Origin of the sequence: Bacillus sp. EB01 (genome assembly GCF_000613125.1) — a bacterium.
Classification (GTDB): Bacteria; Bacillota; Bacilli; order Bacillales; family Cytobacillaceae; genus Bacillus_D.
In genome coordinates this window covers 838,530-852,510 of sequence record NZ_HG964497.1, presented here as the reverse complement: position 1 = coordinate 852,510, position 13,981 = coordinate 838,530, and the positions used below count along the sequence as shown (strand labels likewise).

The 13,981-nt window shown below is 47.4% G+C and carries 7 protein-coding genes; all 7 read right to left on the bottom strand.

The genetic code is table 11. The features are described 5' to 3' along the window. Window positions 1–146: 146 nt before the first annotated feature. Entirely contained in the window at window positions 147–2,324 is a 2,178-nt protein-coding gene (locus TY16_RS03795; protein WP_043930432.1) for a GAP1-N2 domain-containing protein, read from the bottom strand. Further along, window positions 2,321–3,589, bottom strand: a complete 1,269-nt coding sequence (locus TY16_RS03790) for a TRAFAC clade GTPase domain-containing protein (protein WP_043930431.1) — start codon at window positions 3,587–3,589, stop codon at window positions 2,321–2,323. The genes TY16_RS03795 and TY16_RS03790 overlap by 4 nt, the downstream gene beginning before the upstream one ends. Next, entirely contained in the window at window positions 3,586–4,239 is a 654-nt protein-coding gene (locus TY16_RS03785) for a hypothetical protein (RefSeq protein WP_043930430.1), read from the bottom strand. The genes TY16_RS03790 and TY16_RS03785 overlap by 4 nt, the downstream gene beginning before the upstream one ends. A gap of 187 nt (window positions 4,240–4,426) precedes the next feature. Next, on the bottom strand, window positions 4,427–5,701 hold the full coding sequence (locus tag TY16_RS03780) for a vWA domain-containing protein (protein WP_043930428.1): 1,275 nt from the start codon (window positions 5,699–5,701) through the stop codon (window positions 4,427–4,429). Window positions 5,702–5,828: 127 nt separating this feature from the next. Then, window positions 5,829–8,189 (bottom strand): hypothetical protein, encoded by a 2,361-nt coding sequence (locus TY16_RS03775; RefSeq protein ID WP_043930427.1) that lies wholly within the window; start codon window positions 8,187–8,189, stop codon window positions 5,829–5,831. Window positions 8,190–8,607: 418 nt separating this feature from the next. Beyond that, complete coding sequence (locus TY16_RS03770; protein WP_043930426.1) at window positions 8,608–12,015, bottom strand: tubulin-like doman-containing protein; 3,408 nt, start codon at window positions 12,013–12,015, stop codon at window positions 8,608–8,610. A 133-nt stretch (window positions 12,016–12,148) separates the two neighbouring features. Continuing rightward, entirely contained in the window at window positions 12,149–13,906 is a 1,758-nt protein-coding gene (locus TY16_RS03765) for a vWA domain-containing protein (protein WP_043930425.1), read from the bottom strand. Between the last annotated feature and the right edge of the window lie 75 nt (window positions 13,907–13,981).

Sequence of the window (13,981 nt, the reverse complement as noted above, 5' to 3'; positions counted from 1 at the left end):
ATGTTCCTTCCCTGTTGGTTCTTCCATTATATATGGGTGTCAGGGTGTGATGAGGTGTGTGTTTGAGGATATTTTGTGAAAGATGCAAACCCTTTGTGATAAAAGAAAAAGGCCCCCTGCCAAATGGTAGGACGGCCTATCTTTAGCTAACGCAACTTGGAGCTTATCTTTTTGAAGATTTTCCCGACGGCGTTTGCTTTTTCGTATTCGATTTCCCGGATTACATTTTTCACTTTGGTCTGTTTTATATTTTTCAGTCGAGCCCGGTAGTCCTTATTTTCCCAAATAGGGTTGTCTTCCTGGAGAAGATACCATTTAAGAGCCTGAAGTAGATTTTCGTTCCCTCTATAATACGAGACGCCCCAGTGAATGAATTCGTTCATCACATCTGCATTGTGTTTTTCATTTATAAATTTAACTATTTCCCTGAACTGGGGATCGCCTTCTTTTTCAAAAGCATGCTCAAGGTAAGGAAAGTAGTCTTTTTTTATATCCCTGGAAAGAATAGTCCGGACAGCCTCCCGGGCAAGCCTCTGTTCTCTATAGCCCAGAGATGAGAATTTGTTAATTGATAATTTAAAAAGTGCACTGAGTGCTTCCATAATGGTGACCTTCTCCGATAAACCATTATCAATCTCACTTTTATAAAATTGCGGAAGCATTTCGGACAGTGCTGTAAACTTATCTATTTTTTCAAGTGAAACAGTCTTTATTTCCAAATCCTCCAGGAGGGTTTTCCATAGGTTTCCTGCAATATAGTCCTTTAGGGTTGTGTACCTTCCTGCAGGCTTCAAATCTTCTAAAGTCTCAACCGTCTCTATCACGACGTCAAAGGGTTTAGCAGAAACCTTCATAGCCATCTCTAATTTATCGAGAAGGATTCCCGCCAAAGCAGAGCTATTCGCAAGGAAGGGTGCCAATCCAAGTATCCTTAAGAGTTGATTGAGTATATCCTGATGGCCTTTTATTGCGCCGAACTTTTCTTCTAAGTAGGATTCAATGATCCTTTCGTCCTTTTGCTCATAAAAGTAGCCCAGCAAATAACGTAGAAATTCTACATCCTCTTCTACAATTGCCCATAAGCCCTTTATTGTGGGCATGCCAAGATGAACAGACATCGTCCTAGCTACGAAGTCCCTTACAGCAGTGGACGGAGCTATCCGGTAAAATTGAATTGCATATCGAAGAAAGTGTGGTGCCGAATCCGGCTCCTCCGCCTGGCCCTCAATCGTGATTAGTTTTGGAAAGCTAGTTAACAGTTCTCTTTTTGACTGGCTCTCTTCTGACAAGAAATGAAGGATGCCATTGAGCATGCCCAATCGGTTCCTTTGGTAAAAATGAATATTACCTGTTGTGAGATAGTAAAAAATCGTGGCAAGGCTGTAATAGTTGCCCATTTCCAACTCCTCTTGTAGGCCGAGCCCTGAAAGCGCCTTTTCACAAAAGGTAAAGAACGGATCCATTTCCCGACCTGATTTCAGATACGCCCAAGCGAGTTCCAGATATTCGTGGGTTTGCCCGGCAATGTTGACTCCTGTCGATTTGCCGGCTGCCAGGTCAAACAGGTATTGTTTGTCGAGTTCAGGCCTGTGGCTATTCAGGACGGCTGGCTCAACAAATGAAACGTGTATGTATTTCCGGCTTTCTGCTTCATTTGAGTAGGTGGTTGCTCCGAGCTTCCTTCTGACAGGATACGGAAGGTAGCGGGAAATCAGTTCCAGCAGCCTCATTCCATAATTGGCATACTCTTTGATTTCAACACCGAGGTTAATGAATACCTTCTTTTTTCCTGTTACTGCCGAAAAGACTGAGAACAGCAATTCCTTGAAGATCTGTTCGCTTAGACCAAGGGTTTCAAAAAGGTTGTCCCGCTCGGCTATCGCATTGCCTTGGTCGAATGGTATGTCGACGAGCTCTTCAAGCTCACGAGGGTACTCTGCCGAATAAGTGGTCTGGAAACCTTTTGCCCGGAATAGCTTCTCTGGCTTTTTTAAGAAAAGATCCTTTTCGTTTCGTGGCACAACGTAATTATGGACGAAATAGGTGCTGCGCTGGCCGGTGAAGTCGGCGGGCACATAAACAGATTTGCCGAGAACGAGCTCTCCTGTTTCCGGCTGGAAAAACGTGATGATTTCAGGGTACATCGCTGTATCTTTTTCCCGGCTTCTGGCAAGTGCGGCGGGCGGGTCATAGGTGCAGAACGAATGGATTGTCTTTTTTACAAAGTTCTTATCCAGCCCGGCAGAGATTGAAACTGTGTCGTAGCCATCCGAGTTTAGGAAGACGCCGCCTCGTGCCCTTGTGTAGTATTGCTGCTGGATCATTGATTTCGGCCTCCCTCGATATAGCCGAGCTTATAGAGCAGCCAGACGAACGATTCATCGACCCGGAGAGGATTGATGACACTGGTTACCTGCTGGTCGACCGGATTGCTGCCAAGCGCGGACACGGCGAAATAGGAGGCTGAGTTAAAATAAACGTCCATTGTATCGACGAATGGACTGTCAACCTGCTCAAGGAAACGGCGTACCTCGCCATTGATGTTTTCGTATTCGTCCATGTCAAGGACACCTCGATGGACAACGTTTCGGAATACATTGCTGTTGGGGCGGATGTAGTCCCCATCCTCCTCCTTTAAAGCGTGGAGAAGATCGCTTTTCGTCAGGACTACCGCTGTCGGGATGCTGGTCTTGCCGTTGTCTTCGTAGGAAATGAAATTTTCATAAAGCGAGATGGCTACATCGCGGGGGTCAGACCCCTGGGCTGCCACCTCACCGGGATTGTCGCCCATTTTGAACAGCAAACGGCTGCGGATTGAGCGAATTTGCATTGGGTCAACCAGAAACAAAATGCCGGATGAGTTTTTAATATGGGCCGCATGGAGTTCCATGTAATCAGTATCGGTCATCGCTTCGCCTGCCACGTCAAAGAAAACTAGCGTCAGAGGAGCTTTTGAATCGTCCTTGAACTTGAATTGGAAAATCATTGGCTCCTGGCGCTGGGTTGAGCGGGTGGAGGTTAACAGTTCGCCTCGTTCAAAAAGCGGCAGCTCGTAATTGGTTTTGAAGCGTTCGCTTATTTTATTATCAAGCGGGATACAGGCGGCATTGAAATTGCGCGCTGTTGTATTTTGAATTGTGTGGATGAGCGATGCCATGTAAACCGATTTTCCAACGGATGTCGCTCCAACGAACGAGACGATATTGCTCGGAAACTTGCCGGCTGTCGACGGCAGGCTATTATGGCAATTCGGGCAAAGCCGTTTCCGGGTAATAACGGTATATTTATCGGAAATTCCGGTCAGGACATTGTCTGTATAAATTTTGTTCTCCTGGGGGATGGTCGCCGGGTTGATGACGGCTTCCATATCGCCAGTCCGTTCAAGATTGAATTTTTCTCTATAGTCGCTCAAGGATTCATCTTCCTGGAGCATATAGGCTTCATCGTCGGTGCGGTGATGTCCCGCACGGAAGACAACCTTCTCCGGATGGAATTTGGAAAAGCAGTAAGGGCAGACGATATCATAGTAGGCTGGCCTTTCCTTGACTGCCTTCTTTCCGCCAAACAACTCTTTTAATTTTCCAATCATCTGTTTTCCCCCTGTTCCGGTATCAGCTCAAAATGTTGCGCTGATTGTTTACCATTTGTAAAGAAAATCCGGATGTAATCATTTTTGTCCAATGGAATTTCCGGCTGCGGGTTGAGCCCAGGTGCGAAATCATTTTGAAACGTATAGATTCTGCCATCATCGAGTGAGGCAGGCGGTTCCCCGCTTTTTTTCACATAGCAGATGGCGTCCTTCGAGACCGGAACTTCGGCTCTAATGACAATCTGCGCCTGTTTTTTGGAACTCAACAGCTTCCGTTTGTATTGGATCGAATAGTAAATCTTTGCTTTTCCAGCCGCGAATGAGATTGTATTCCGGTCATTTTCTTGTTTGAGTAGCTGCAGCTTGCCTTCTGTCTTTATGGCGGGGAATACCCGCACTATGTATCTTCCAATTGAGTCTGCTTTGGTTGTATATGCCTTCTTGGCTTTGTACTCCTCTCGCGTATAGAGCTTAAGGTGTTGTTCCGTTAAGTCATCGGCGGGAAGTGCGGCTTCGGCCTTTGCTTTGTATATGTAGACGAAGTCGATTCCCTTCGACCAGTGCCAGGTCAGCACGAGTTCCCCGTCACGGAGTTCGTGCTGCAGATTTTTTATTTCGTAATCCGTTGGTGGGGCATCGTCCCAATTCATTACTGGACCTCCTTTAAGGAAAAGGGGCGGAGCTGCGCAATATGATTCGGCCTAGGCATTACTTTTGTAACGATGAAAAGTCATGTCAGGATTCCTTGTTGTTTGGCTCCGCTCACACAGCCTTATTCTGTTTGTTTTTGCTGTTCACTGTTCCATTTCCATGATGGTTGTATTTTCTCAGCAGGACCTAAAACCCCTTCCGCTCATGCCTGCCTTGTGTGCCAAAGTTTTTGCGCTCTGCATCATTGCCGCTGCGGCGCATCAGTGAGCCACCGCTGAATTTTTCACGGACAGGGATGATCAGTGTTCCAAAGCCTGCTACTATAGCGAGCAGGATATTCGAGACAAGCCTGATGAAAATGCCCGTTTCCGGAATAAGCCGGAATCCCGCTTCCATAAGAAGTCCAGCGAGCAGCCCACAGCCAATTCCGGTGATGGTAAAACTTTTAGCAAGGTAACGGTTGTCGAACACCGCTCCCAATGCAAGGCCGATCAGACCGCCAATCAGCGTGTAGAACAGGACTCTGAGCACCGACAGCCAGGTGCTGTCGAGTAGCGGTCCGCGCCGTTCGTCAACGAGTAGCCGGTCGGCGTTGTTCAAATAAATCGTTTCAAAGACGTTCGAAAGTTCATCCGCATTTCTTACGTCATAATAGGCACCGCCAGTTTCAGCGGAAATATCCCGCAGCAAACCGGATCCTTCAATATCAAAGCGGCTCATGCCGATTGTATTGACAGCAATGTCAGCATCCTTGTAGGGCTTCAAAGCCGAAGGAAGATCCACCTCGCTATAACCGTCCGAGAACAGGATGACCATTGGCTTCCTACCGCTTTCCCCGTTTGCATTGATTTCATCCATCGCAGTTGCCAGCGCCGCCTCAATATTTGTTTCACCGTCCGCCTGAAGCTGGCCAATCCGGTCCACTGCCTCAGTACGGAGGCCGGTGTCAGAAATTGGGAACATTGGCTGAGTAACGGCTGCTTCATGGTTGAATGAAATGACCGAGGCCCGGTGCGAACCCTTCATGGTGGAAATCAAATTTTGTGCCGCTTTGATGCTTTTGCGATTCGGGTCTGATTCCAGCATGCTTCCGGAAATATCAAGTGCTACAACAATATCATCAGGCGGCTCGGTTTTTGATAGATTGATTGAATACAAAAATTGAAAGAGCGTTCCGGCCAAAAACAGCAGGACGAATGTGGCTGGAATAAGCACTTTCCAGGAGAAGCCGGCGTATTCACTGCGCCACCCCCTGCCATTAACTACCGGGGAAATTAGCTCGGCCAGAAGCGCGAAAAGCCCGACAAATAGGGCAAGCACGCCAAAATAGATGCCAATCAGGACCGGGCTCGGCACGGCTCCATATAGTCCGGCAAGAATGAATTCCCCGGCCACCGTCCCCGCTATGCCGGCCGCGATGCTTAAAATGAGCAGCAATAAGCTGAATTTACGGATTTGCATGAGTGCTAGTCTCCCTGCTTTTCAAAAATTCCGGCTCCTGCCGGGAGTTGAATCGATAACACGCTGATAGCGGATTTGGGCCCGCAAAATCTAATAGAGTGCTAAAATCGAGACGTGCAAATTAAGTCTAGTTAGCTGTCTGGTTTTTACCGGCCTTTGTGAGTGTTTCCATCAAATAGTCGGGGTGTAGCCCAAAGCCCATTTTTTGATAGCCTTCATAGTATTTCATATTGTTCCGCCAGTACATCAGGTCGGATGAACGGAAGCCTCCCATTAGGGATAGCTTTGCGATGCCGCTGCTCTTTTTCTCATGTATGCAGCCAACCTTGTATTGGCGCAGGTCGCTCTCTTTGCCGACCGCATATTTGACGAAGCTTGAATAAAAGTCACCGAAGAAGTATTTTTCTTCGTATTTATGGGACTGCATTGATTGTACTTCTATCTGGACTGCGGATTGGGAAAGAAGACGCTTATAAAGCTCCTTGAACAGGTCTTCTTTAGACAAAATATCGCGGTTCCCGTACTCGGTTTTCGCATTTGCCCGCTCAAGCAACTCGTCTTCAAAGCCGCGATGGAATTCCTCTTCCGCCAAAATTTCCTCTGAACAGATTGCCAGAAGTCTCTCCATGAACGCTTCAAGCCCATCGTCCAAGCGTCCGAAAAAGCGTTCCTGGCCAAGGAATGAAGGGCCCCTTCTTTCATTCAGTCTTTTCACAATTGATCCAACAACACTTTCATAGTATTCAGGAACGTTTTTTCCAAGATATTGATCAGCTTCATGAAGACTTTCCTCGGCAGCCTGTGACAAGACCTGATCCGCCTCCTCAAGCAAGGCCATCGTCCTAGAGAGTTGCCTGTTTTTTTCAGACAAAGCTTTCTCAAATTGACCAAGAATTTCAAACCTTGCTTTAAGTGCCGACTCTGCAAGCTTTGCCCCGTAAACAGCGCTATACAGGTACTCAATGAAGTTCCGTATGTTCTTTTTATCGAAAAAAGGAAAAGATGACTTCTTAAAATCGCACATATCAACTGTCTGTTGGTAAATCTGCTGGACCCTGTAGCCCGCGTCCTCTGCCTCACGCCTTGTTGAACTTATCAGTTTTCGCACTGCCCTGAGCGCACTTTCTTCGTTTTCCTCGCTCGTCCAGCTGTAGGCACAATACAAGCCATAGTTGTCTTTATTAATAATATTGCTTTCAATTCTGGCGTTAAGCCGGGCGGCGAAATCCTTTTCTGCGAGTGCCTCCTGGAGCGGAGTTTCGACATTCGCAGTAAAAAACCTGCGCGCTGCCTCCCCGGCAATCTCTTCCTCAGCATCGAGAACAGTCAGCCGTTTGATTTCAGTATACGAGCCAGGCGGCTGGATTAATATCGACTCCATATCTCTAAGAATTTCCTTGTCGGGAACAATTTCTGCCGTCATCCTGTCAAGGCTATCTTCATCTAGCCCGAAAAGATCAAGAATTCGCTCACGAGGCTGGCTGGCCGCTTGCAGAAATGAATCAGCGGCAATTTTGAAAAAATGCCAGGCCGCATGCAGCGCAATTGTTTTGTTTGGCCGCTTCACCTTTGAAAAAGCAGCGCTCGCAAAGGCTGGCGAGTTGTCATTCCCTTGAATAGCTTTGCGGAATTGCTCATTGTTGTACGAATCCATATGTTCGTCATATTCGGCAATAATTTTCCGGTTTTTCAAGAGGTTGGTATAGGAAATTATTTCACAGTTTCGCCAGTTCGCTTCTGGTAAAATCCGCCCATTTTCATCCTTGTCGCTAAGCAGGTAGGCAAGGTTGAAAAGTGGAAATTCTTGTGGATGCTCGACCGGCAGCCTCAAATCACCAGCTGCAAGCTGGATATCCCTTTTAAAGCTGAAGGCTCCAGACTGGTAGTGGTCAAGCTCCTTTAGGAAGCTTATTCCTAGCGAAGTTGCATAATCATCACCCTCATACTTTTCCTTGATGAGTCCGTAAAAATCAACCTCGACCATCTTGAAGGAATCATTGAGGATGTTCCTGAATAAAAGCGTCAGCTCGGGAACAAGCACATTAAGCGGATCATCTACCTGGGTAACCACAGAAATAGTGACTTTCTGCAGCGATGCATACAGCCTTCCCTGCTCAGTGACCTTGTTTGCCAGCATCCGGAAGGACCTGTTCAGTTCGATCAGGACAGCTTCGTCATGGTGGAATGCCTCATATAATTCCTGTCTGGCATTCCTTCTGTCCTCCGGTGCTCCCTGCATTTTGACGGATACTGTTTCTTTGTAGTTTGCCGGGTTATTTTGATAGGCATGGAAATACGCCACACCCGGAGAATTGTGCCAATTCACATCGTTGATTCTCGCGGTCGCCTCTAATGCCCAGCCGGCCTGGTCACCAATGAACATGAAGATGACTGGATTGTTGATGCTCCGCTGCTCATCTTCTGCCCGATTTCGTTTTTCCTGCCGGCCTGAATAGACATCGACAAATTCCTGAAGCATCCTGTCCAAGCTGTCCCCTCCTTCGCTGTTGCCATCTTTATGATAAGAGGCGGCCACAAAGCAGTGTTGCATTGTGGCCGTTTCCTACCGGTGTGTTTTTTATTGAACTAATCTATTTCGTATGGTTCATTTTGGTTGTTTTCTAGTCGCTTCTTAAAACTCCGACCCCGGTTCCGTCAAGTAAATCCTTTTTCTCGACGCTTCTCACTCTGCCGACCTTGTTTTTGTCTAGTAAATCTCTTTCCTTGTATGCCGCCAAGGACATTTCCTAGTTTAGTAGACCTCGTTTTGTCCTCGAAAACCTATTTCGTGGACATTTCCTGACTTAGAATCACCTGTTTGTCCTTGACGCTATTTCTTATTAAAAGGTAAAACAAACGTGAACTGTCTTAACTCTATTTAACCGGCAAACGAGAACCGTCGCGTCTTAGCGCGGCTGATAAGAACCGTCCCCTTTTAGCGAGGTGACCATGTTGTTGAGGGTGATCATAACTTCTTTGTAGAAGGTGTACATATTTTCGCCTTCCATGTAATCATCGCGCTCGTAGTCAAGCTTGCCTTTATTGCGTTCGAATGCAGCCGCTAGCTCCTGGAGCATGGAGAGCAATTCAGTGGCATCCTCGCTCTGGGCCAGCTCATCGCGGCGCTTGGCCGCCTTGCGCACAAGAACAGTTTTGCGTTGCTCATTCAGGCGCTGGAATGACTTGAACACCTCGTACTCGACAAATTCAGGGTTGCTCATGATGTTCGCAAACGGCTCCCATGGGTCTTCTTCAAGCTCTTTGTCGTAAACGAACAAGGCGCCTTTCTTTTGAATGGTCTTTGTATACATCGCCTCAATATATTCCTTAAGAAGCTGCTCGTGGCTGCGCTGGCTGTCGATAAACGTTGTCAGCGTGCCAATTAGCTCGTCGAGCGCGTGGTATTTCTTCACTTCTTCCTTCATCCGGTCGACAAGACGCGGCGAGCGGATGAAGTTTTCCTTAGCCATCTGCTCGTTGATGCTGCTAAAGATGTCCACCGCGGGTTCCTTTTCAAGCCCGCCATTAAACAGGTCCTGAAGCTGCTTGGCAAAGCGTCTCAGCTCACCAATGCTGGTCTTTTCAAGCTGCTTTGCATCAATATTATTCTCGAAGAGCAGTGCTTCGACCGAGAACGGCTTTGAAAAAACACAGGCATAACGGGCACTTGAATTTGTATCAATATCCTTCTCAACAATGGCGCCGTATCTGCGCGCCTCGTCGAACATGCTTCGGATCCGGTTATTGTATTCGCGCAGCCTTGGATTTTCATACGTATCGCCCCATGATTGCTCCGGAATCGGCGATGGCAAGTACGCCCAGTTGACCTTCTCTGTCTGAACAAGGTGGCGTCCGATACCTTCCTTATCAAGGATTGTGCTCTCATAGGCGGCTTCATAGTTTTTAAGCGGCGTATATGCGAAAAGCGGGATACCGTTCTTTGTATTCAGCCAGAAAATCCGGTTCTTCAGTTCGCTTTCTTTTACAGTAAAGCTTGCATGGCTGAGCGCGACACGCTGATAATTCCTGATACCCTTCAAGATACTTGGCGCTTTCGCCGGCACCGACACAAATCCCCAGTGAGGGAAGTTGAGGTTCCCAATTGAGTTCTGCAAATCAAACACCGGCAAGGCATCATTGTCAAGCTGGCGGGCAATCTTCTGCTCGATGATTTTGTCAATCGGCTCATCCTCACCGTATTTCAGGCGAAGGAAGTCCTCCATCGACTTTGTAATTAACTCACCAAACTGATCGGAAAGAAACTCGGAAATAGAGCCAATGACATCGATATCAGTTTCCTTGACCCAGTTGACGGAGCGCTCAATCAGCATTTGCGACCATTCACGGACAAGCTGTTCGCCGTCCTTCGAATCGAACATTTTCTGGATTTCACGCGCGACATCCGGGACAGAAACCAGCTGCCAGTAGTACGTTACTTCGCTAGCAGTCTTCACCTCATGGCCGCTAACAAGGATGTCGGCATTCTTTTGGAAAATGCCCTTCAGGGTTTCAAGGATTTCGCGGTACACATCGTAAATCCGGTTGTTTTCGTTATTAAGAAGCTGGTATAGGTCCTCATAGAACTTAATCATTTCTTCAATCCGTGCCTTGTCGGCGCGAGCAAAATATTCATTGCGCTTCGCCTCGATATAGGCGTTCTTTTTCTTTTCTTTTGAAATGAACGCGCTGCGGGCATCCTCAAAGCGGCCGTACGCAAAATCCTGTTCGCCCTGGATGTCGCGCGGCAGGCGGGCAAGCCGGTCCTGAAGGCCGGTAATATACACTTGAATTGTTTTCAGCAGGCAAAAGCCTTTATTTGAATACACGAGCTTTGATGCATAAATCGGTCCCTGTTTCGGATTCAGGAACAGACGCTCCATCTGTGCGCGGAATTCCTCGACAATTTCACCAGGCAGCTGTTTCGTGCATTTCCGGTACTGGTCCTTCGCCTTTTCCAAATAATCTCTGGTCAACTCCTCGTCAAGGTTGACGATTTGCTTAATGACATTGTTATAGGAAAAGCGTTCGGAATTCTCATAGCCCGAGAGCGGCTCCGGTACGCGTTCATTGAAGCGATTGTGAATTGAATCAGGATCGATTCGCAGGCGTTCCGCAAACTGGTCGACATCGTTCTGATCCGGATTCGCATCAAACATCCCATTCATTTTTTCAAAAAGCTTATAACCGACATACGTTGTCATCTCTTCAATCGGAATTTCCGCAAGAGAGGCGCCGATGATGTTGTACTCGTAGTTGGCCGGGTACAGCTTTGGCATATTTGCAATGTTGGTCCTGATGTTGCTGATATAGTCATGGATTGCGAATTCATCACCGGTTTTTTCTTCATTCGCCATGAAGTTCGTGATATTCTCGGCCGCAACGTTCATGCAGTAGTCATACGCATTTTCAAGAAGCTTGCCGTCAATATTCGTCGCCGAAATCAAGTGGCACAGGTTGAACGGCGGCATCGCTGAATTAACCGTAAGCGCACTGCCGTACTGGGCCTGGAACCGCTCCTTCCGTTCCTCGGCATTCATCCAGTAATCAAGCTCCTTCAGCGCGGCAAAACCATTTTTCTGGATATATTCCTTTGTCTGGGAATTCAAGCCCCGACGGGCAAGGTTGACGTCCGGCGTGAACAAATAGCCGAGCAAATGGACCCGGTCGACACCGGCCGGCCCGAACTTCTTCTCAATAATGCCGCGGACAATATAGGAAATGTCAAGATAACTTCCGCTCCCGGTTCCGCCTGACAATCCAGTCAACAGGAACACATAAAGCTTTTTATTCGTTCCTTCCAGCAACGCCTCAATTTTCGTGCTGATGCTGTGGACGACCTGATTTATTTTTGTAAAAAGAAGCAGCCTGCCAGCCTGCCTTACACCTGACGCGCCATTAATACCGTCGGTGATTGTCAATTCAGGAGAAAGCCAATCCGTTATGTAAGAAGGTAAAAGGCTCCGGCTCTGCAACGTCGCGCCAATTTGCGGATTCGACAAAAGCACAAACTCCTTGATCGGGTCGAGGCCAATGCCCTTATGCTTCTTATTGACCTCCGTTTCATTCGTCTCAAAGGCCAGATATTCAATATTATCGGGTTTCTCGGCTTTCTTTTTAGTAAGCGGATCCTGTGGAAGCTTGAATTTGCGGTTAATCTGATATTTCAAACGCAGCAACGCATCAATCCCGGTCCCGCCTAGGCCGATGACCAGCATCGGATTATCAATCGTATCAACACGAATCTTATCGGAGACAATCCCTCCGCCCAGTGACACATCAAGCTGTTCAATATGCTCTCTCACGCTAGCTTTCAATTCTGTTCTCCCCTTCGTTTTCTGAGATTCTCGCAATATAAGAATTTATGAATTCTTTTTTGGAAAAAATGGGTCGATACGTTCAGTGGTACTTACCGTCGATGGACGGGATATACCACGAGTTTCGGCCGACTTAGCTAATATATTCGATATAGACCGATTTATTGACCTGTTTCAGTACGATGCGTAGACGGTCGTTCTTCTTGATAGTCAGTCCTTTTGAGGCGTCGATTGCACGACCGCCCTTTTCAATCATGGCACTTGAACTATTAATAAGAACAAGCGAGTCACCAGGGCCAGGTTTTAGTTGAATAGTGTTTGTTTCCGCAAACTCCGGCGCAAGGGACAAGAGCTGGTGAAGCTTGAATCTTCCCTTGAATGCGTTCAGCTTCCGGTATTGAGGGCTTGTGCGCTCTCCTGTGTCCTCATCCTTTACTTCGACGACCATCTGGCCGCTGAAGCCGCGGTTTGCCTGCTTTACCTTCGATAAAAGGAACAAGGCGAGGCCGATAAGAACAACTGCACCAAGAACCCCAAGCAAAACAGTCATCCATGGGAACGGTTCTTCCGGCTGGGCCGGCTTTGTGGCAGCAGGTGCAGTTGCGGACTTTGCGGTTGATAGTTTCAGTGGTTCACTTTCCTTTGTAAAGCTTGAGTCCTCTGCCATGGCAATGATTTCGTAGTCGCCATCAGCCGGGATTTTAAACTCCCCGCTAAAGCTGGAGTCGCCAGCAGAGAGCGGAACCTCCTCCGTCTTGCCTGTACCGACATTTTTCACTTGAAGAACCGCGTTCATTGTTTGATAGAATTCCTTGCCTTCAACCCTGTCACCGCCGTCTTCAAAAAAGGACTCGAACTTGACGGTGTCACCAGTTTTATGGGTATTTCCGCCCGAGGCAGACAATTTCAGCTGCAGATCATAGTTGAATACGAGATTGATATCGATTTTATCTTTCTTTACGCCTTTGACACTGAGTGTCCAGTCACCCGCGGCCGGCCTGATCAGCTTCAGCATCGAGTAGCTCTTTGACTTTGACAGCAGCACCGCGTCAGACGGTATCTTCACTTCCTTACCGGATGGATCGGCAAGCTTCACCTCAACAGGCTTTGAAGACATGATGGAAATGTTGGCCTCGAGTACATTTTCATTCGGGACATTGATTTTGATGTCCTGGAACGCACCATTTGCTGTGAACTGATCAACAGGTACTATTTTCAGCTTCAAGTGGTTTGCGAAAATTTCGCTTAAAATCCCGGGCAGGCTGTCAGCGCTTTTTGTTTCAAAGTATTTGCCGCCTGTGCTTTTAGCGATATTTTGCAAAACTGACTTATTCAGCGTGCCATCTGCGTTCAATCCAATCGTATAGACCGGATAGCCTTTATCATGCGCGGCATCGACTGCCTTTTTCAAATCGGCGTCAGCCTGTTTAGCTGTTCGCGGTTTATTTTCATCGAGGTCATTGTTTCCATCCGCCAAAAGAACGATGAGCGGAGCGTAGCCGTCTTCATGTCCCATATCGAGGACGTTGACAGCCTCCTTGACCCCAACTGAAATATCAGTGAATGGATAGCGTCCGACGGAGTCAATAAATTCCTTCAGCGTTTTCTTGTCCTGTTCGGAACGAATCCGGACAAGTGATTTTTCGCGGATAATTTCGTCTGTATAGGCAAGTACGCCAATCTTATCGCCCTTAAGCGAGGACATATCGATGAACATTTTCATCGCTTCGTTGCTTATTTTTCCAGGATCGCTCTCTAACATTGAGCGGGAGACATCGACAACGAGCACCCCTTCAATCCTGCTCTTTGAAGTGTCGGCAGCAGCCGGCTGAGCGAGGATACCGACAAAAAGCAGCAAAGAAACTAGTAAACTAAAAAAATTTTTATTCATAAGCGGGAACCCTCCGATGCAATCCTTATTCGACAAAACTAGGTTTTTTCTACCATTTTACCACTAGTACTCAAT